The 18,938-nt window shown below is 43.8% G+C and carries 21 protein-coding genes and 1 tRNA gene; 19 read left to right on the top strand and 3 right to left on the bottom strand.

Going from position 1 to position 18,938, the window contains the following annotated elements; all coding sequences use genetic code 11:
• Positions 1 to 7: 7 nt before the first annotated feature.
• Positions 8 to 84, top strand: a tRNA-Met gene (locus B5D54_RS15315).
• Positions 85 to 652: 568 nt separating this feature from the next.
• Here the strand turns inward: B5D54_RS15315 and queG are convergent.
• Entirely contained in the window at positions 653 to 1,765 is a 1,113-nt protein-coding gene (gene queG, locus B5D54_RS15310; protein WP_078927430.1) for a tRNA epoxyqueuosine(34) reductase QueG, read from the bottom strand.
• 207 nt (positions 1,766 to 1,972) lie between these two features.
• Here queG and tsaE point away from each other — a divergent pair, with 207 nt between their 5' ends.
• From tsaE to B5D54_RS15265, 9 genes are all read left to right on the top strand, one after another.
• Positions 1,973 to 2,434 (top strand): tRNA (adenosine(37)-N6)-threonylcarbamoyltransferase complex ATPase subunit type 1 TsaE, encoded by a 462-nt coding sequence (gene tsaE, locus B5D54_RS15305; protein ID WP_078927429.1) that lies wholly within the window; start codon positions 1,973 to 1,975, stop codon positions 2,432 to 2,434.
• A gap of 35 nt (positions 2,435 to 2,469) precedes the next feature.
• The gene (locus B5D54_RS15300) at positions 2,470 to 4,155 is read left to right on the top strand and encodes a LysM peptidoglycan-binding domain-containing protein (protein ID WP_172459906.1); all 1,686 of its coding nucleotides are present in this window, start codon (positions 2,470 to 2,472) and stop codon (positions 4,153 to 4,155) included.
• Between the two features lie 10 nt (positions 4,156 to 4,165).
• Positions 4,166 to 6,097, top strand: coding sequence for a DNA mismatch repair endonuclease MutL (gene mutL, locus B5D54_RS15295; RefSeq protein WP_078927427.1), 1,932 nt, complete (start codon positions 4,166 to 4,168; stop codon positions 6,095 to 6,097).
• Positions 6,094 to 7,026: a tRNA (adenosine(37)-N6)-dimethylallyltransferase MiaA gene (gene miaA, locus B5D54_RS15290; RefSeq protein ID WP_078927426.1), complete on the top strand. Its 933-nt coding sequence runs from the start codon at positions 6,094 to 6,096 to the stop codon at positions 7,024 to 7,026. The genes mutL and miaA overlap by 4 nt, the downstream gene beginning before the upstream one ends.
• Before the next feature lie 192 nt (positions 7,027 to 7,218).
• Positions 7,219 to 7,482 (top strand): RNA chaperone Hfq, encoded by a 264-nt coding sequence (hfq, locus tag B5D54_RS15285; RefSeq protein ID WP_078927425.1) that lies wholly within the window; start codon positions 7,219 to 7,221, stop codon positions 7,480 to 7,482.
• A gap of 41 nt (positions 7,483 to 7,523) precedes the next feature.
• On the top strand, positions 7,524 to 8,813 hold the full coding sequence (gene hflX / locus B5D54_RS15280) for a ribosome rescue GTPase HflX (RefSeq protein ID WP_078927424.1): 1,290 nt from the start codon (positions 7,524 to 7,526) through the stop codon (positions 8,811 to 8,813).
• Between the two features lie 45 nt (positions 8,814 to 8,858).
• The gene (gene hflK / locus B5D54_RS15275; RefSeq protein ID WP_078927423.1) at positions 8,859 to 10,052 is read left to right on the top strand and encodes an FtsH protease activity modulator HflK; all 1,194 of its coding nucleotides are present in this window, start codon (positions 8,859 to 8,861) and stop codon (positions 10,050 to 10,052) included.
• 2 nt (positions 10,053 to 10,054) lie between these two features.
• Positions 10,055 to 11,035 (top strand): protease modulator HflC, encoded by a 981-nt coding sequence (hflC, locus tag B5D54_RS15270; protein ID WP_078927422.1) that lies wholly within the window; start codon positions 10,055 to 10,057, stop codon positions 11,033 to 11,035.
• A gap of 58 nt (positions 11,036 to 11,093) precedes the next feature.
• A complete protein-coding gene (locus tag B5D54_RS15265; RefSeq protein WP_078927421.1) occupies positions 11,094 to 11,285 on the top strand; it encodes a DUF2065 domain-containing protein in 192 nt (63 codons plus the stop codon).
• Between the two features lie 19 nt (positions 11,286 to 11,304).
• Here the strand turns inward: B5D54_RS15265 and B5D54_RS15260 are convergent, their stop codons facing one another.
• Both B5D54_RS15260 and B5D54_RS15255 read right to left on the bottom strand, forming a co-directional pair.
• Positions 11,305 to 11,532, bottom strand: a complete 228-nt coding sequence (locus tag B5D54_RS15260; RefSeq protein ID WP_078927420.1) for a SlyX family protein — start codon at positions 11,530 to 11,532, stop codon at positions 11,305 to 11,307.
• A gap of 2 nt (positions 11,533 to 11,534) precedes the next feature.
• Positions 11,535 to 12,515 (bottom strand): WD40 repeat domain-containing protein, encoded by a 981-nt coding sequence (locus B5D54_RS15255; RefSeq protein WP_078927419.1) that lies wholly within the window; start codon positions 12,513 to 12,515, stop codon positions 11,535 to 11,537.
• 139 nt (positions 12,516 to 12,654) lie between these two features.
• Between B5D54_RS15255 and fkpA the strand changes: the two genes are divergently transcribed.
• The 9 genes from fkpA to B5D54_RS15210 all read left to right on the top strand — a co-directional run.
• A complete protein-coding gene (gene fkpA / locus B5D54_RS15250; RefSeq protein WP_078927418.1) occupies positions 12,655 to 13,428 on the top strand; it encodes an FKBP-type peptidyl-prolyl cis-trans isomerase in 774 nt (257 codons plus the stop codon).
• 215 nt (positions 13,429 to 13,643) lie between these two features.
• Positions 13,644 to 14,360, top strand: a complete 717-nt coding sequence (locus B5D54_RS15245) for a helix-turn-helix transcriptional regulator (RefSeq protein WP_078927417.1) — start codon at positions 13,644 to 13,646, stop codon at positions 14,358 to 14,360.
• 3 nt (positions 14,361 to 14,363) lie between these two features.
• Complete coding sequence (tusD, locus tag B5D54_RS15240) at positions 14,364 to 14,765, top strand: sulfurtransferase complex subunit TusD (protein ID WP_078927416.1); 402 nt, start codon at positions 14,364 to 14,366, stop codon at positions 14,763 to 14,765.
• Positions 14,762 to 15,118 (top strand): sulfurtransferase complex subunit TusC, encoded by a 357-nt coding sequence (tusC, locus tag B5D54_RS15235; protein ID WP_078927415.1) that lies wholly within the window; start codon positions 14,762 to 14,764, stop codon positions 15,116 to 15,118. Before tusD ends, tusC begins: the two co-directional genes overlap by 4 nt.
• A gap of 11 nt (positions 15,119 to 15,129) precedes the next feature.
• The gene (gene tusB, locus B5D54_RS15230; protein WP_078927414.1) at positions 15,130 to 15,405 is read left to right on the top strand and encodes a sulfurtransferase complex subunit TusB; all 276 of its coding nucleotides are present in this window, start codon (positions 15,130 to 15,132) and stop codon (positions 15,403 to 15,405) included.
• Positions 15,406 to 15,585: 180 nt separating this feature from the next.
• Positions 15,586 to 15,960 (top strand): 30S ribosomal protein S12, encoded by a 375-nt coding sequence (gene rpsL / locus B5D54_RS15225; RefSeq protein ID WP_078927413.1) that lies wholly within the window; start codon positions 15,586 to 15,588, stop codon positions 15,958 to 15,960.
• A 116-nt stretch (positions 15,961 to 16,076) separates the two neighbouring features.
• Positions 16,077 to 16,547: a 30S ribosomal protein S7 gene (gene rpsG / locus B5D54_RS15220; protein ID WP_042490263.1), complete on the top strand. Its 471-nt coding sequence runs from the start codon at positions 16,077 to 16,079 to the stop codon at positions 16,545 to 16,547.
• A 75-nt stretch (positions 16,548 to 16,622) separates the two neighbouring features.
• Entirely contained in the window at positions 16,623 to 18,719 is a 2,097-nt protein-coding gene (gene fusA, locus B5D54_RS15215) for an elongation factor G (RefSeq protein ID WP_078927412.1), read from the top strand.
• Between the two features lie 123 nt (positions 18,720 to 18,842).
• A partial coding sequence (locus B5D54_RS15210; RefSeq protein WP_139364792.1) for a GTP-binding protein occupies positions 18,843 to 18,938 on the top strand: 96 nt, incomplete at its 3' end.

Genomic DNA, 18,938 nt, shown 5'->3' with positions numbered 1-18,938 from the left:
ATACGGACGCGGGGTGGAGCAGCATGGTAGCTCGTCGGGCTCATAACCCGAAGGTCGTCGGTTCAAATCCGGCCCCCGCAACCAATTTATTTCGTAAGTCATCTTGCTGCGCACTTGCGCAGATTTTTATTTTGCGCTCTGCTTGTTTTGGCTCTATGCTGATGCTCTTTTATCCATGCTGTGAAGCATAATCCCATCAAAATCTGTCAAATGTTGTTGACTGTCCATTTTTCAAACATGCTTAGATAGCTTGGTTCCATTATAGGCTAACAGTTGAACATTCCGATCTATCCATATTCATCAACAGACTTATCCACAGTGCGTGGTTTGTGGATAACTTGGTGGGTAACATGTTTTTAGAGCGCGAATAAAAACATACTGGGAAGATCTTTTGATAAAGCATTCCTAAGTGAAGGTTGAAGTTTCACTTTAACCTAATGTTTTATCTGGTTTTTTTATTTTATTCTGTTATGAGGTTAAGCGTAAAAACGATCATTAACTGTGTTTTTATTGATCCTAATCATTTCCTGCTAGTGTGACTAACTTTTTTGAAGTTTATCAAACGCTATCTCATTAAAAATTTTTTCCACACCTGATGATTTGCGAAGCGTATCAAATAATATTTTCAATTTATCGTTTCTTTACACTATCGTTAAGCATTTCTAGGAAGCCCTTTCTTTACGATTCGAATAAGCCGTTGGTGTTTATTGGTGATATAGGAAATTTGTTGTCGCTGACATTTTAGGGCCCAATCAATATGGATATCTAATAGTTCGTTCATACCGTATTTTTTTTCTAATGTATCAATGATTCTTTGCGAATAGGGGGCATTTCCCATGGCTATAATGAGATTTCTTTGCCACTGCTGGTGTCCAATTCGGCGAATAGGGGAACCCTCCATATTGCGCAAGAAGGTTTGCTCATTCCATTCAAAGAGTTCGATCAAATCCGCATTCTTCAGTTGGTCTCGGCGATGAAAGTCGGGTTCTTGGGTTAAATCGGCAAAACGGTTCCATGGGCAGACCAATTGACAGTCATCGCAGCCATAAATGCGGTTTCCTATGGCATGGCGAAACTCTTCTGGTATGACACCAGAATATTCAATGGTTAAATAAGAGATACATCGCCGGGCATCAACCACGCCATCTTTAATAATCGCCTTTGTTGGACATGAGGTAATACAGGCTCGACACTGGCCACACTGATTCTCGGATGGTTGATCTATTGGTAAAGGTATATCAACCAAGAGTTCGCCAAGAAAGAACCAAGATCCCGCTTCTTTATCTAAAATTAATGAGTGTTTTCCTGCCCATCCAAGGCCTGCTTTTTGGGCGAGAGGGCGTTCAAGTATTGGAGCTGAGTCAACAAAAGGCCGATATCCTAATTGGCCGACTTCCTGCTCAATTTTCTCTGCTAGCTTTTTTAGCCTGTTTCGAACTAATTTGTGATAATCACGTCCAAGAGCATATCGGCTGATATAAGCTTGAGATGGATCGGACAAATTTGTTGCAAACTGGGCTTGAGGTGGAAGGTAGTTGATTCGAGCGCTGATGACACGAAGGGTTCCAGGAAGAAGTTCTGCTGGGCGCGCACGCAACATACCATGGCGAGCCATCCAATCCATTTCTCCATGATAACCAGCATCAAGCCAGCTTTGTAATGCGGGCTCATGTTCACTTAAATCAATATCGCAGATCCCGACTTTGTCAAAGCCAAGATCGTAGGCCCAATGTTTTATTTGGTCGGCGAGTGCTTGATAGTCCATCGTGAGTTTTGGTTATCGAATGGGCGGAGGATCTTAACGGATCTTATCTGGCGGATCTAGATAAAATAGAGCGATTCGCGTGTATATGGGAAAAGTTTTTCGGTTTACTTACAGAACAGTGCTTGTCTCTTAAATCTAACCCAGTTTACTATTCGTTCTCTTTTTATTTTTATATAGTCGACATCTGACACGTTAGAGATCCTTTCAATGAGTAGCAAGACCTTTACTTTAAAAGATGAACAAGAAACGGTAAAACTAGGTACGATGTTGGCGCAGCTATGCTCTCAGCATACAACACTTTATCTTTATGGGGACTTAGGTGCAGGGAAAACGACATTCAGTCGAGGTTTTATTCGTGCTTTAGGTCATCAAGGAAATGTAAAGAGCCCAACGTATACTCTGGTTGAACCGTATCAGTTAGTCAATTGGCAGGTTTACCATTTTGATCTCTATCGTTTAGCCGATCCGGAAGAACTCGAATTTATGGGGATTCGTGATTATTTTACGGATGATGCGATTTGTTTGGTTGAATGGCCTGAGAAAGGGTATGGTTTATTGCCTATGTCAGACCTTGATATCGAGATCCATTATCAAGGTTCCCATCGGGAGGCAAGTTTGAAGGCCAATAATGAATATGGGCGTACTTTACTGAGCCAGTTGGAGTTATAGTGAGCAATTTTCGCTGTTATTGGGGGCGTGTATTTATCGTCTTGGTACTGACTTTGTTTGGTACGACTTCGTATGCCAATGTATTGGAAGGGGTAAGGGTATGGCCGTCACCGGATGAAACTCGTGTGGTGGTTGATCTTAAAACGGAAGCTGACTTCAGTTACTTTACATTGAGTAGCCCTGAGCGACTAGTTGTTGATCTTAAAAATACTGTTTTATCAACGACGCTTCCTCTTTCTATTTCAGATAGTGCGATTTTAGCTAAGATTCGTGCTAGTTCACCTCCTGAAAACAGTACCTTTCGGCTGGTTCTTGAATTAAAAAATAAGTCGACTCCGCAACTTTTTAAGCTTGCGCCAACTCCGGGTGGTCAGTATGGCCATCGGCTCGTTATTGATTTACCGCATCGGCAAGCTCATTCGTCATCAATATCAACGCTCCCCACCCAAAGCCAAGCCACGATTAGCCGCGATGCTTCTCAATTGATTGGAACGGCAGACATTATTGTAGCGATTGATGCTGGACATGGCGGTGAGGATCCTGGATCTATCGGCCCTACGCGTAAATTTGAAAAAGATGTTACGCTGAGCGTTTCAAAAAAACTGGCTGATCAAATTAATGCAGTTCCGGGAATGAAAGCGGTATTAACTCGTTCTGGGGACTATTTTGTTAACCTTAATAAACGTACAGAAATTGCGAGAAGAAGTAAGGCTCATCTTCTTGTCTCCATTCATGCGGATGCATTCCATACACCTCAACCTAGAGGAGCCTCGGTGTTTGTTCTTAATACTCGACGAGCAAATACGGAAATCGCTCGTTGGGTTGAAAACCATGAACAGCAATCAGAGTTGCTTGGTGGAGCTGGCGAGGTGTTGGCCAAAACGAATAATGATCGTAATGTGAGCCAAACATTGCTTGATCTTCAATTTAGTCATTCACAGAAAGAAGGGCATAAGGTAGCGAGTAATATTTTACGTGAAATGGGTAAAGTTGCTCACTTACATAAGAGCGAACCGGTAAATGCGAGTTTAGCCGTTTTGAAGTCACCGGATATTCCATCGGTATTAGTGGAAATGGGCTTTATTTCGAATCCAGTGGAAGAGCGATTATTATTTCAACGTAGCCATCAAGACAAATTAGCCAGAGCCTTGGCTAAAGCATTAGTACAATATTTTGAAGAAAACCCTCCAGAAGGGACTTTATTTGCGAACCGTGGAAAAACCCAACAACACAAAGTTCAACGAGGCGAATCTTTATCTGTCATTGCTCAGAAATATGGTGCGAGCGTACAAGCGATAATGCAAGCGAATCAATTAAAAGATTCTCGACTTTCGGTTGGGCAAAATTTAATGATCCCAGGAGGAGAGCGTGGCCCGGTTCCGGTTCCTGTGGTGAATAATCCTGTTGAAACGGAAACCATTGTTCATACGGTTAAATCTGGGGAGTTTTTAGGAAGAATTGCGAATACCTACAAAGTTTCTGTAGAGGCTATTCGTCGTGAGAATAACCTAAAATCTGACACTTTGTCTGTCGGGCAGAAGTTGAGCATCACTGTGAGTCTTAAAGATAAACCTTTACGAAAACATAAGGTTCAGCGTGGCGAATTTTTAGGTAAGATTGCCAGTCAGTACAATGTCAGCGTGCAAAGTATTCGTGAGGCAAACCAACTACGTTCGGATCAACTCGCGGTTGGGCAAGTGCTGATCATCCCTAATAAGTAGTGAGGAGAGTATGACTATCCGTATTCTACCTGCTCGTTTAGCGAACCAAATCGCAGCGGGCGAGGTAGTAGAAAGACCCGCATCAGTGGTAAAAGAGCTGGTGGAAAATAGCTTAGACTCGGGCGCAACTCGGATTGATATTGATATCGAGAAAGGGGGCGCAAAGCTGATTCGGGTTCGGGATAATGGTGTTGGGATCAATAAAGATGAATTAGGGTTAGCCTTAAGTCGCCATGCCACCTCCAAAATACAGTCATTGGATGATTTAGAAGCGATTATTAGCCTTGGGTTTCGTGGTGAAGCGCTCGCCAGTATCAGTTCTGTTTCGCGTTTAACTTTAACTTCTCGTCCAGCTATGCAGGAAGAAGCATGGTCTGCTTATAGTGAAGGACGAGACATGGCAGTAAAGCTTCAACCTGCTGCTCATCCGGTTGGTACGACAGTTGAAGTGCTGGATCTCTTCTTTAATACCCCGGCAAGGCGAAAATTTCTGCGTACCGATAAAACCGAGTTTACTCACATTGATGAGCTTCTTAAGCGCATTGCGTTGAGTCGCTTCGATGTCACCTTGACTCTTCGGCATAATGGTAGCCTCATTCGTCAGTATCGAGCGGCGAAAACAGAAATACAGCAAGAGAAACGACTTGCGGCCGTATGTGGCGCTGCTTTCGTTCGCCATATGCTACGTATTGACCTTGAGCATCAAGGATTAACCTTGCGGGGATGGATCACGACACCTGAAGGTGCTCGCCAGCAAAGTGATCTACAATACTGTTATGTCAATGGGCGAATGATGCGAGATAAGTTGATCAACCATGCCATTCGACAAAGTTATGAAAATAGCTTACGGCCAGATCAATTTGCGACCTATGTTTTATTTATTGAATTAGATCCCCACTTTGTGGATGTGAATGTACATCCAGCCAAACATGAAGTGCGTTTTCATCAGGCGCGTTTAGTGCACGACTTTATTTATCAAGCCCTCAGCCGTGCATTATCAGAAAGTGAGCATATTGATGTACCAGAACGAAATCAGGCCGCGTTTCATGAACTATCTGACGTCTCTTCCGAGTCTCTGTTTCCCGTTGGGTCTCTCTCTCATGCCTCGCAAGCCATAGGAAAAACATCGGATTATCCTCGTAGAGCGACAGCGGAACGAGCGGAAAAATCCTCTTCTATTCGAGAAAAAGAGTCACCGAACCAATGGGCTCGTTCCATATCAAAGAAAACGGCACCATTGCCAGAGCGTTCTGCCATCACCCAACAGCAAACAAAGGCTTATCAGCACTTAATGCAAACGGTAGAACCCGTGTTATCGGATGAGAATGAATTCGATCCTCCTTCTGAACTGGCGACTATCCCGTCTCTGGATAAGGTTGTTTTAGGCAAAGCAATCGCGGTTATTGAAGGGCAATATTTACTGATGACCTCAGACAAAGGGTGCGTTTTACTTGCATTAACCAAAGCACTTGAACTGAAAATTTTGGGGCAATTAAATGCTCAGCAGATTGCGTTAAAAAGCCAGCCGCTATTAGTGCCACTCGGTGTGAAAATGGCTGAGCATGAATATGCCGCGTTACAGCAAAGCCACGAATTACTAGCAAGGTTAGGCATTGATCTTACGATTCGTTCTGCCTCATCACTCATGATTATGGGCGTTCCTCAGCCACTGAGACAGCAAAATTTACAGTCCTTAATTCCAGACTTACTCAGCTATATCTCCACTCAACAGTCGAGTGCACCCACCGAGTTGACATTGACACAATTAACGTATTGGCTTAGCCAACGTGTGATGACCACAAAAAGCGACTACACTTTGTCTGAAGCGATTCAGCTAGTTGCTGAGATCGAACAGTTATGGCAAGGCCAGCTTCCCTTTAATGATCACCACTTTATTCAGTTGGTGGATTTTTCCACCACGATTGCAGCATTACATTCATGACAACACAATTACCTCTTGCCCTATTTTTAATGGGGCCTACCGCATCAGGAAAGACAGATCTAGCTATTCAGCTTCGAAAGAAATATCCGGTTGAAATCATCAGTGTTGATTCCGCTTTGATTTATCGAGGAATGGATATTGGAACCGCTAAACCCACGGTGGAGGAGCTAGCACAAGCACCTCATCGTCTGATTAATATTTTAGATCCTAGTGAAGCCTATTCAGTGGCGGATTTTCGGCAAGACGCGCTACGTGAAATGCAAGCGATCGCCTGTGAGGGCAAAATACCACTCTTAGTGGGTGGCACCATGTTGTACTATAAAGCCTTGTTGGAAGGTTTATCGCCTTTACCTGCGGCTGATCCCCACATCAGGCAGGAGATCGAACTTCAAGCTCAACAGATAGGCTGGGAAGGATTGCATACTGAGTTGCAACAAATTGATCCAATTTCAGCGGCAAGAATTCATCCAAATGATCCACAAAGATTGTCACGGGCATTGGAAGTTTATCGAATTTCAGGTAAAACTCTTACAGAGCTGACAAAAACGAAAGGAGAGCCGATCCCTTTTCGTATTAAGCAGTTCGCAATTGCTCCCAAGGATAGGGCAGAACTCCACCGTCGAATTGAACTTCGTTTCGAGAAGATGGTCCAATCAGGTTTTGAGGAAGAAGTGAAAGCGCTTTATGCTCGAGACGATCTTCATCCTGATTTACCGTCGATCCGTTGTGTGGGTTATCGACAAATGTGGGAGTACTTAGATGGGAAAGGCAGTTTGGATGAGGCAATTTTTCGCGGAGTCTGTGCCACTCGTCAATTGGCCAAGCGACAAATCACCTGGTTGCGCAGCTGGGATGATCTAACTTGGTTAGATAGCGAACATGTTGATCAAGCGTTAGAAACTCTTTCAAATGCCATAGCATCGGATTGAGTTAGCTGTGTATAATGTGATCGCTTTTGCGTGATGTGCCCTGTAAAGGATCCGTTACTGATTGGGTAATGAATCCTTCTGATGAGTAACATAGGGTGTTTTTATTCGTTTAGCTCAGATGTAAAGGCCGCACCAATAGACGTGCACCGCTAGCTAAATAACTACAACAAAATACAAAATAAGGAAAATAAAATGGCTAAGGGGCAATCTCTACAAGACCCATTCTTAAATGCATTACGCCGTGAGCGTATTCCAGTTTCTATTTATTTAGTCAACGGCATTAAGCTGCAAGGCCAAATTGAATCGTTTGATCAGTTTGTTATTCTGTTAAAGAACACGGTCAATCAAATGGTTTATAAACATGCGATTTCAACGGTCGTTCCTGCTCGTCCAGTAAGCCATCATAATGGTGATCGACCTGCTGCAGAACGTACAACAGAAAAATCTGACGATTAATTATTTGTCGTCATTTTATCATATATTAGGGAGTTGAGCGCTTGTTTGACCGTTATGAAGCCGGTGAGCGAGCCGTACTTGTTCATATCAACTTCACGCAACAGGGTGAGTGGGAAGACCTCAGTGAGTGTGAGATGCTTGTTTCTTCTGCTGGCGTTTCAACGCTACAGGTAATCACGGGAAGTCGCCAATCTCCTCACCCTAAATACTACGTTGGTGAAGGGAAAGCTCAAGAAATTGCACAAGCCGTACAATCACTTGATGCTGATGTGGTTATTTTTAACCACGCCCTTTCTCCAGCTCAAGAACGTAACCTTGAACAACTTTGTCAATGTCGAGTCATCGACCGAACTGGGCTTATTTTAGATATCTTTGCTCAACGAGCACGGACTCATGAAGGTAAGCTACAAGTCGAGTTGGCTCAGCTACGCCATATCTCTACCCGTTTAATCCGAGGTTGGACTCACTTAGAAAGACAAAAAGGTGGGATTGGCTTACGAGGTCCAGGGGAAACTCAGCTAGAAACTGACCGTCGTTTATTGCGTGAACGAATCAAAGCGATTTTGCGCCGTTTAGGCAAAGTCTCTAAACAGCGTGAACAAGGGCGTCGAGCAAGAAATCGTGCCGAAATCCCGACTATTTCATTAGTCGGTTATACCAATGCTGGGAAATCAACCTTATTTAACCAAATTACTTCTGCTGGAGTGTATGCCGCTGATCAATTGTTTGCCACCTTGGATCCTACCCTTCGTAAAATTGAACTTTCAGATGTTGGGCCGGCAATTTTAGCGGATACCGTTGGATTCATTCGTCATTTACCTCATGACTTAGTGGCCGCATTTAAAGCAACATTACAAGAGACTCAAGAAGCTGACATTTTGTTACATGTTGTGGATGCCAGTGATGAGCGTTTTCGTGAGAATATCCAAGCGGTCGATGATGTATTGCTAGAGATTGAGGCAAATGATGTCCCAACTCTGCTTGTCATGAACAAAATTGATGTACTAGAAGGCCAACACGCTCGTATCGAACGAGATGATGAAGGTATGCCAAGAATGGTTTGGGTCTCAGCAATGGATGGGCTGGGAATGGATTTGCTATTTGCTGCTCTTAGTGAGAGATTAGCCAGTCAAATTGTCCAATACCGTTTATGTATTCCGCCACAACATCAGGGTCGAATACGGAGTATTTTCTTTCAAATGAATTGCATTGAGCAGGAAGAATATGATCCCGATGGTAACTTGCTTATATCGATTCGTATGCAACAAGTGGATTGGTCTAGACTAGAAAAAAGAGAAGAGGCAGCTTTACGTGACTTTATCGTTACTTAAAGGGCTGCTAGAGTATAACGTCATATCAAATGATGGAGCTTTCTAATGGCGTGGAATGAGCCCGGAAATAATAACGACAACAATGGCCGCGATAATGACCCTTGGGGTAATAATAATCGCGGTAACAAAGGTGGTCGTGAGCAAGGTCCGCCAGATTTAGACGAAGTGTTTAACAAACTGAGTCAGAAATTGGGTGGCAAATTTGGTAAGAAAGGACAGGGTGGTAAAGGGCCTTCTTTTACTGGTGGCGGAGCAATGGGCCTTGGCGTCATTGCGGCAATTGCCGTTGCAGTATGGTTCTTCTCAGGTTTTTATACGATAGGTGAAGCTGAACGTGGCGTTGTGCTGCGCTTAGGTAAGTATGATCGTATTGTTGATCCTGGTTTGAACTGGCGTCCGCGTTTTATTGACGAAGTCACCCCTGTCAACGTACAAGCGATTCGTTCGTTGAGTGCATCAGGCCTAATGCTGATCAAAGATGAAAACGTGGTCACCGTTGCTATGGATGTACAGTACCGTATCGTGGATCCGTACAAATATCTATATCGAGTGACTAACCCTGATAACAGTCTACACCAAGCAACGGATTCCGCACTTCGTGCCGTTATTGGTGACTCTTTGATGGACAGCATCTTAACCGTTGGCCGTCAACAAATTCGCCAAAGCACCCAACAAACATTGAATCAGATCATCGATGGTTATGATATGGGGCTGTTTGTCGTTGGTGTTAACTTTCAATCCTCTCGTCCACCAGAGCAAGTGAAAGATGCCTTTGATGATGCGATTGCCGCTCGAGAAGATGAAGAGCGTTTCATCCGTGAAGCGGAAGCATACAAGAACGAAATTTTACCTAAAGCAACGGGACGTTCTGAGCGTGTGAAGCGAGAAGCTCTAGGTTATAGTGAACGGATCATTAATGAAGCGCTGGGGCAAGTTGCCCAGTTTGAAAAGTTATTACCGGAATACCTAGCCTCTCCACAGGTGACTCGTAATCGTTTGTATTTAGATACCATGGAACAGGTCTACAGCAATAGTTCTAAAATTCTTATTGATTCTGAGTCGAGTGGTAATCTGTTGTATTTGCCCATTGATAAACTGGCTGGACAAGGAAGTGCAAGTTCGACTCGCTCATCTCGTGCATCCTCCGTTTATGATGAAATAGAGCTGGAGTCACAGCGTACGGATAGCAATGTGAACACGGCTCCTCGTTCAACCTCTTCACGTCAAGGGAGAAACTAATCATGCGTAAGTTAATGATCCCTGTAGTTGTCGTCTTATTGGCATTATTATTAATGTCGATGTTTGTTATCCCTGAAGGGGAAAGAGGCATTGTTATTCGCTTTGGGCGGGTAATACAAGATGATGCTGAGATGTCAAAGATTTATGAGCCTGGCCTGCATTTTAAAATGCCAATCTTTGATCGAGTACAAACACTGGATGCTCGCATTCAGACGATGGATGGGCGTTCTGACCGCTTTGTGACTTCAGAGCAAAAAGACGTGATCATCGATACCTATGTCAAATGGCGAATTGAGGACTTTGGTCAATACTACTTAGCCACTGGTGGAGGTAATACTTTTACCGCACAAGCGTTACTTGAGCGTCGGGTGACGGATGTATTAAGAGCTGAGATTGGTTCTCGTGAAATTAAGCAAATCGTTTCTGGCCCACGTAATGATGATGTGTTACCTGATAGTCCAGATGATGACATCGTTACTACGGAGTCAGCACGACAGGCATTAGAGATCGATGGTCAACGTGATGAAATTATGGCCGCAGTACTTAGAGACACTCGGGTAAATGCTAGCCGTGATCTTGGTGTTTATGTTGTCGATTTCAGAATGAAAAAGATCAACCTTCCTGATGAAATCAGCGAGTCTATTTATCGTCGTATGAGAGCCGAACGGGAAGCCGTTGCTCGTCGCCACCGTTCACAAGGTCGTGAAAGAGCAGAGGTGACACGAGCTCAAGCTGATCTGGAGGTGGCAACCATCTTGGCTGAGGCAGATCGAACCGCTCGTGTAACTCGTGGTGAAGCGGACGCAAAAGCGGCGAAAGTTTATGCTGATGCCTACAATAAAGATCCTGAGTTCTTTGGCTTCTTACGATCTTTGAAAGCTTATGAAAACTCGTTTAGCCAGAAAAGTGATATTTTGGTATTGGATCCAAAGAGTGATTTCTTCCAATACATGAATAGCGCTAAAGGTGCCGTAGCGAAATAATCGTTTACTATATTAAAGAAAGGCTCCTTTGGAGCCTTTCTTCTTTTTGGAAATAACCATGTCAAATACAGTATGGATAGCCATAGGGTTACTGCTTATTGCGGAAGGCATTGGGCCATTATTGGCTCCCAATGGTTGGCGTAATATGGTTGCTCAACTTGCACAACAATCAGAGAGTCAGTTACGACGTATTGGTGGCTGCTTAGTTGTTGCTGGAGTGGTCATTGTCTATGCCTTTATCCGACAATAAGTCTCCCTTTATTTCTTCTCTAATAATGTGGAGGGGGTGTTTCATTGGCCGGATCAGCAAGATTTGAACTGTCCATATTTTTCATCTTACCGACCACATATTTCATCTGATCTTGCATTTTGCTAATCACGAGTTGTTGCTGAGCTAAGGCTTCGTTTAACTCATCAATGGTTTGCTCTTGAAAAGCCAACTGACATTCCAAGTCCTCAACGCGTTTTTGTAGCTGTGTTATTGTCTTTTCATTCATGGTTACTGGTTAAATTTCCATGCCTGAGCAATACCGGCAGAGGTTCCGGAAATCACTCGCTGTTGTGAATCAAAGGTAACATCATACACCACGGCTCGGGGAGGTCGTGCATCTTTTCTCGCTTCAGCTTCAAATCGAGCTTGTTGTTTTCCCGTATCAGTACGCCAAACGGCAATCAGGCTTGAGGGGGTGCCAGTAATAAGATAGCGCCCATCATCAGAGAAGCGAGCGGTTGAGAAAAGTAACTGACGTGAGAGGCTATGGAGTTTTGTTTGTTTTTGTCCAGTACGTAAATTCCAGATAATCGACTGATTGCCACTATCTGAAGTAAAGGCTAATGTACCATCACGCTGCAGTGCCACTCGATTCACTCTTTGATTGTGTTCAAAGCGATAGATGATCTGCCCTGTTTGGGTATCCCAAAGGTATGCCATATAGTCATTGCCTCCGGTCAAGGCATAGCGGCCATTGGGGGAAAGCGCGACAGAATTCACTGTTTCGTAATGAGCGAGGAACTCAAGGCGTCGTCCGGAGACTAAGTCTACGTAAATAGCTTTACCATTTGAAAGTCCGATAAGTACTTGTTCACCGTTATTACTTATGTCGATGTCTCGGATTAAACCATCTGAGACAGACCAAAGCCCTTTTGCTTGGGTCCAGCCTAGGTGCCAGACAGCAAAATTAATTTGGCTTGCCGTCACGGCATACAGTCCATTATCGGCGATACGGATATGTGACACGGTGCTTTCTTGAAGATCTTGAGCACCAAGTGTGGCTAATTGTTGACGCTCGGCTAAGTCCCAGAGAACCAATTGATGCTCTTGAGAATAAATCAAGGCAAAACGTCCATCACGACTTAGTCCAAAGCTACTGGAACCATTGGGCTCTAATATCCAGCGCTCGACATCTTTGTCAAAGAAAAAACAGCCATTTAACAGCAATATGACAATGAGCGGTAAGATGGAATGAGAAATTATTCGCATCAAAACTAATTATCCGTCAAGTAGTAAAGACAATTACAAAACATACCGTTATATTGGTACAACATGACATTGTGCACCAGCCTAAAGCGCAAATTTGTGCACAATAACAAAAGGTTTACCTACAAATTTGGAGAATTCAATGAAATCGCTGTTTAAAGTATCGCTGCTTGCGGCTACTGTTTTCCTCGCCGTTGGTTGTCAGAAAGAGGATACAACAACGGTAACAGTGGGCGAAAATGCTCAACCTGTTATAGAAAATGTCACCTTCAGTTCAGAGGATGACAAAGCCGCTTACGCAATTGGCGTTTCATTTGCTAACTATCTCACTACCAGTATCGATAAGCCTAGCGAAATTGGCGTCGAACTCAATAAAGAGATTGTACTCAAAGGGATTGAGCATGTGTTTGCGGGTAATGCTCAGATGAGTGAAGAAGAAACGCGTGCGGCATTAGAGTCATTAGATAAGCGTGTGGCTGGCATTATGCAAGCGAAAGCCGCTGAAAAAGCAAAAACCAACAAGTTAGCAGGCGATGAGTTCCGTGCTGAATTTGCTAAACAAGAAGGGGTGAAGCAAACTCAATCAGGTCTTTTATATCAAGTGTTGACTCCTGCGGAAGGTGATTCACCTAAAGATACCGATACGGTTCAAGTTCATTATAAAGGAACCTTGACAGACGGTAGCCAGTTTGACAGTTCTTATGATCGTGGTGAGCCAGCGACGTTTCCGTTAAATCGAGTGATTCCTGGATGGACAGAAGGTGTTCAATTGATGCAAGTCGGGGCTAAATATAAATTCGTGATTCCACCAGAACTTGCTTATGGTGAACAAGATACGCCAACTATCCCCGCCAATTCAACACTGGTTTTTGAAGTGGAGTTATTGAAAATTGATAAGGATGATGCGGCGAAGTAACCGCCATTGCATCATGACGTTTTAGGGCCTGATTTTCAGGCCCTTTTGTTTTTCTCTTCCCCAAAGATGGAAACTAAGGGGGGATTGGCGCCTTGATGAAATATCCCCATAACTTGTTTTAAATCACTTGTTAATAAGATTGCTCAGTCATAGACTAAAATTATCTGATAAACTTACAGAAATTTGTTGATTTTTCGTTTTAAGGTCAAAGTACAGTGACAACAACAGAAAACATTAATGCTGACATGCTGCTTGAATTTGAATCCGTTCATGTAAAGCCTTTTACTGAGCACGATAAAGTTGTATTACGTTCTTATGAAGCAGTTGTGGATGGTATTGCCAGTTTGATAGGCCCATTTTGTGAAATTGTGTTGCATTCACTGGAAGACTTAAATACTTCAGCAATAAAGATTGCGAATGGAGAGAATACAGGGCGTCAGGTGGGCTCTCCGATTACGGATTTAGCACTCAGAATGCTACGAGATATTGAAGGATCTGAGCGTAACTTCTCTCGCTCCTATTTTACTCGAGCGAAAGGCGGAGTGTTAATGAAGTCTATCACGGTTGCTATCCGTAATGGTGAGAACCGTGTGATTGGCTTACTGTGTATTAACGTCAATTTAGATGCTCCATTTTCTCAAGTCCTTCAATCATTTATGCCGACACAAGAGGCTCAAGAAGCCGCCTCCTCCGTGAATTTTGCCAGTGACGTTGAAGAGCTGGTGGATCAAACGGTTGAGCGAACCATCGAAGAAATCAACGCTGATAAGTCGGTTTCAAATAATACCAAGAATCGTCAAATTGTTATGGCGCTGTTTGATAAAGGGATTTTTGATATTAAAGATGCGATTAACCGAGTCGCGGATAGGTTGAATATTTCTAAGCACACTGTTTATCTTTATATTCGCCAACGTAAGACGGGAGATGAGTAAACGGTGAGCACTGGTGCATTAACCTTTACTTTGTTGGTAAACGGTCCGAGTTATGGCACACAGTCGGCGCGTAATGCTTATCTCTTTGCCTTGAGTGTAGTTGAGCAAGGGCATCATCTAAAACGGGTGTTTTTCTACCAAGATGGTGTCTCGAATGGTTCGGCATTGACGGTGCCAGCCAATGATGAGTTTGACTTAGTCAAGGGGTGGCAAAGGCTGGCTGAACAGCATGATGTCAGTTTGGAAACGTGTGTTGCAGCTGCGCTACGAAGAGGAATATTAAGCGATAGTGAAGCTTCGTTGCATCAACGCTGTTCTGCGAATCTTGCCAAGCCTTTCCTGCAAACAGGACTGGGTAGTTTAGCTGAAGCGTTATTGAGTGATGATAGAGTGGTACAGTTTTGAAAAAGATCGCCTTTATATTCCATTCCTCTCCCCATGCGAGCAGTGCTGGGCGAGAAGGATTAGATGCACTATTAGCGACCTCAGCTTATCATGATAATCTGGCTGTTTTTTTTGTGGCAGAAGGTGTATTGCAGTTGGTCAAAAATCAGCAACCGGAGCACATTCTAAGCCGCGACTATCTTTCTGCATTTAAATTGCTTGATCTATACGATATTGAACAACGCTATGTGTGCCAGCAAAGTTTGGCCGAATGGGGTATGGTCACGGATGATTTACTGATTGAGGTTCAACCGTTAACTCCAGAAGCAATAGCTGAACGATGGCAAAGTTTTGATCAAGTCCTGACGTTTTAAAGGGGAATGAGATGCTGCATATTGTCAAAAAACTAGAGCAACTCACGTGGCTTCCTCGTTATTTACAAGGCGATGATACGCTACTTTTGGTGGAACAAGCCGTCTATGCGTGTAAGGCATCTTCTCCTTATTATCGCTATCTTCCCAGTGATTGCGCTATCTATGCGCTACAAGAAGATCTAGCTGCACGAGGATGGCTAGAAGTTTGTGCTGATCAGGTACAGATTATTAATACCGCTGCATTTGTCAAAATGACAGTTAGTATAGGTAAATCAATTGGTTGGTAGTTGTCTTATCCACGGCTGTGCATTTAGATTGACATCCTTCTTCTAGCGACAGAAAAAAGATCTGTATATTTCTTGACACACCTCTCAGTGCTGAATAGAATTTTGCGTCCCTATTTGCGTAAAGCATTCAGGGCTAGATTTTTCACAAAGCTTACTTTAAGTAAATTCAGGAGCTAGCTAATGGCAACGATTAACCAGTTGGTACGCAAGCCACGTGTGAAGCAAGTTGCAAAAAACAACGTGCCTGCACTCGAAGCGTGCCCACAAAAACGTGGTGTATGTACTCGCGTATATACAACTACCCCTAAAAAACCTAACTCAGCACTACGTAAAGTATGTCGTGTACGTCTAACTAACGGTTTTGAAGTTACTTCATACATCGGTGGTGAAGGTCACAACCTACAAGAGCACAGTGTCGTTCTTATCCGTGGCGGTCGTGTAAAAGACCTTCCGGGTGTTCGTTACCACACTGTTCGTGGTGCGCTTGACTGTTCAGGCGTTAACGACCGTAAACAAGGTCGTTCTAAGTACGGTGTGAAGCGTCCTAAGTCTTAATGCCCTTCTTTTTTATAAGAGAAGCGTTAAGTAAGGCCAAACACTAAAATTAAATTTTAATTTTGAAGAAACTGAAAAGTTTTGGATAACCTGAAGAAGACAACGGAGAATATTCCATGCCACGTCGTCGCGTCATTGGTCAGCGTAAGATCCTTCCAGATCCAAAGTTCAAATCTGAATTGCTGGCAAAATTCGTTAACATCCTAATGGTTGACGGTAAAAAATCTACTGCAGAAAAAATCGTTTATACTGCACTGGACACTATGGCTGAGAAATCTGGTAAAGATCACTTAGCTGTATTTGAAGAAGCTCTTGAAAATGTTCGCCCAGCGGTCGAAGTTAAATCTCGCCGTGTGGGTGGTTCAACTTACCAAGTTCCTGTAGAAGTTCGTCCGGTTCGCCGTAACGCACTTGCTATGCGTTGGTTGGTTGAAGCTGCGCGTAAGCGTGGTGAAAAATCTATGGCTGCTCGCCTAGCTGCTGAAATGCTAGATGCGTCAGAAAACAAAGGTACTGCTGTTAAGAAACGTGAAGACGTTCACCGTATGGCAGAAGCGAACAAAGCGTTTGCTCATTACCGCTGGTAATACCTTCTGTGCTGCGAGGTTCTCTCGCAGCACATTTCTATATTCTAAGGTTAACCTTAGTAAGAGGATACAATCGTGGCTCGTAAAACTCCTATTGAGCGTTACCGTAATATCGGTATCTGTGCTCACGTAGATGCAGGAAAAACAACCACTACTGAGCGTATTCTGTTCTACACCGGCCTTTCTCATAAACTTGGCGAAGTTCACGATGGTGCTGCTACCATGGACTGGATGGAGCAAGAGCAAGAGCGTGGTATCACCATTACCTCTGCTGCGACCACCGCCTTTTGGCGTGGTATGGATGCCCAATTCCAAGATCATCGCATTAATATCATTGATACCCCAGGACACGTTGACTTTACGATTGAAGTAGAGCGTTCATTACGTGTACTTGATGGTGCCGTGGTTGTCTTCTGTGGTTCGTCTGGTGTTGAGCCTCAATCTGAGACTGTTTGGCGTCAAGCGGATAAATACCATGTTCCACGCATTGTATTTGTTAACAAGATGGACCGTACCGGTGCAGATTTTCTACGCGTTGTAGATCAAATTAAACATCGTCTTGGTGCGACTCCTGTACCAATCCAGTTAAACATTGGTGCGGAAGAAGAGTTTAGAGGTGTCATCGACCTTATCAAGATGAAAGCGATCAACTGGAATGAAGCCGATCAAGGCATGACCTTCACTTATGAAGAAATTCCAGCGGATATGCAAGAGCTGGCTGAAGAGTGGCACAACAACTTAGTTGAAGTGGCGGCGGAAGCGAGCGAAGAATTGATGGATAAGTACCTCGAAGATGGGGTATTAACGGAAGCTGAAATCAAACAAGCGCTTCGCCAGCGTACACTGAACAACGAAATCGTACTTGCCACGTGTGGAAGTGCATTTAAAAATAAAGGTGTACAAGCGGTATTGGATGCGGTTGTTGAATATTTACCATCGCCTGTTGAAGTTCCTGCCATTAAGGGCATTGATGATCGTGAAAATGAAGTTGAACGTCATGCTGATGACAACGAACCATTTTCTGCGTTGGCGTTTAAAATTGCGACCGACCCATTTGTGGGTTCATTGACGTTTATTCGCGTCTATTCTGGAGTTGTAAACTCCGGAGATGCTGTTTATAACTCAGTGAAACAGAAGAAAGAGCGTTTTGGCCGCATCGTTCAGTTGCATGCTAATAAACGCGAAGAAATTAAAGAAGTTCGCGCTGGCGATATCGCTGCGGCAATCGGTTTGAAAGATGTGACTACAGGCGATACTCTATGCGACCAAGATCATAAAGTGATCCTAGAGCGAATGGAGTTTCCTGAGCCAGTCATTCAGATTGCTGTTGAGCCCCGCTCTAAGGCTGACCAAGAGAAAATGGGTATTGCACTAGGTAAACTGGCTGCTGAAGATCCTTCTTTCCGTGTTGAAACGGATAATGAAACTGGTCAAACGTTGATCTCCGGTATGGGAGAGCTTCATCTAGATATCATCGTTGATCGCATGAAGCGCGAATTCAGCGTTGATTGCAACGTGGGTAAACCTCAGGTTGCGTATCGTGAAACCATTCGTGGTAAAGCGGAAGTTGAAGGCAAGTTTATTCGTCAGTCAGGTGGCCGTGGTCAATACGGACACGTATGGTTGAAAGTTGAACCTGCTGAGCCTGGCCAAGGTTTCGTTTTTGTTGACGAAATTGTGGGTGGTGCAATTCCTAAAGAATTCATCAACCCAGTGGCAAAAGGTATCGAGGAGCAAATGAACAATGGTGTATTAGCTGGCTATCCTATTTTGGATGTCAAAGCGACACTGTTTGATGGTTCGTTCCACGATGTCGATTCAAGTGAGATGGCGTTTAAGATCGCTGGCTCTATGGCATTCAAGAAAGGGGCACTGGCTGCAAGCCCTGTTATTCTTGAGCCGTTAATGAAAGTTGAAATAACCACACCTGAAGACTGGATGGGTGATGTTGTCGGTGATTTAAACCGTCGTCGTGGCATCATTGAAGGTATGGATGAAGGCCCTGCTGGCCTTAAAATTATTCGTTGCCGAGTACCACTTGCTGAAATGTTTGGTTACGCAACGGATCTTCGTTCTGCAACCCAAGGACGTGCTTCTTACTCGATGGAGTTTGCTGAGTACGCTGAGGTTCCAAGAAATATTGCTGATGCAATTATTGCAGAACGTGGTTAGCTTGTTATTTGATTAATAACGAATCTATTGCGCTGACGAGCGTTGGCGCATAAAATAGCAATTTCTGGCGCGCTTTGAGTGTACGTGACTCAAGGTGAATCATAACTAGGAAGGAACACGATCGTGTCTAAAGCAAAATTTGAACGTACGAAACCGCACGTAAACGTTGGTACTATCGGCCACGTTGACCACGGTAAAACCACTCTAACCGCAGCTATC

It is taken from the genome of Vibrio cincinnatiensis DSM 19608 (genome assembly GCF_900167345.1).
GTDB classification, from domain to species: Bacteria; Pseudomonadota; Gammaproteobacteria; order Enterobacterales; family Vibrionaceae; genus Vibrio; species Vibrio cincinnatiensis.
This window is presented reverse-complemented; position numbering and strand designations above follow the sequence as displayed.

Excerpts from the sequence above, each read along its gene's own strand:
- miaA (WP_078927426.1), top strand. The coding sequence starts at position 6,094 with ATGACAACACAATTACCTCTTGCCCTATTTTTAATGGGGCCTACCGCA.
- hfq (WP_078927425.1), top strand. The coding sequence starts at position 7,219 with ATGGCTAAGGGGCAATCTCTACAAGACCCATTCTTAAATGCATTACGC.
- tusB (WP_078927414.1), top strand. The coding sequence starts at position 15,130 with ATGCTGCATATTGTCAAAAAACTAGAGCAACTCACGTGGCTTCCTCGT.
- rpsL (WP_078927413.1), top strand. The coding sequence starts at position 15,586 with ATGGCAACGATTAACCAGTTGGTACGCAAGCCACGTGTGAAGCAAGTT.
- queG (WP_078927430.1), bottom strand. The coding sequence starts at position 1,765 with ATGGACTATCAAGCACTCGCCGACCAAATAAAACATTGGGCCTACGAT.
- B5D54_RS15265 (WP_078927421.1), top strand. The coding sequence starts at position 11,094 with ATGTCAAATACAGTATGGATAGCCATAGGGTTACTGCTTATTGCGGAA.
- tsaE (WP_078927429.1), top strand. The coding sequence starts at position 1,973 with ATGAGTAGCAAGACCTTTACTTTAAAAGATGAACAAGAAACGGTAAAA.
- mutL (WP_078927427.1), top strand. The coding sequence starts at position 4,166 with ATGACTATCCGTATTCTACCTGCTCGTTTAGCGAACCAAATCGCAGCG.
- B5D54_RS15255 (WP_078927419.1), bottom strand. The coding sequence starts at position 12,515 with ATGCGAATAATTTCTCATTCCATCTTACCGCTCATTGTCATATTGCTG.
- hflC (WP_078927422.1), top strand. The coding sequence starts at position 10,055 with ATGCGTAAGTTAATGATCCCTGTAGTTGTCGTCTTATTGGCATTATTA.
- hflK (WP_078927423.1), top strand. The coding sequence starts at position 8,859 with ATGGCGTGGAATGAGCCCGGAAATAATAACGACAACAATGGCCGCGAT.
- B5D54_RS15260 (WP_078927420.1), bottom strand. The coding sequence starts at position 11,532 with ATGAATGAAAAGACAATAACACAGCTACAAAAACGCGTTGAGGACTTG.
- rpsG (WP_042490263.1), top strand. The coding sequence starts at position 16,077 with ATGCCACGTCGTCGCGTCATTGGTCAGCGTAAGATCCTTCCAGATCCA.
- fkpA (WP_078927418.1), top strand. The coding sequence starts at position 12,655 with ATGAAATCGCTGTTTAAAGTATCGCTGCTTGCGGCTACTGTTTTCCTC.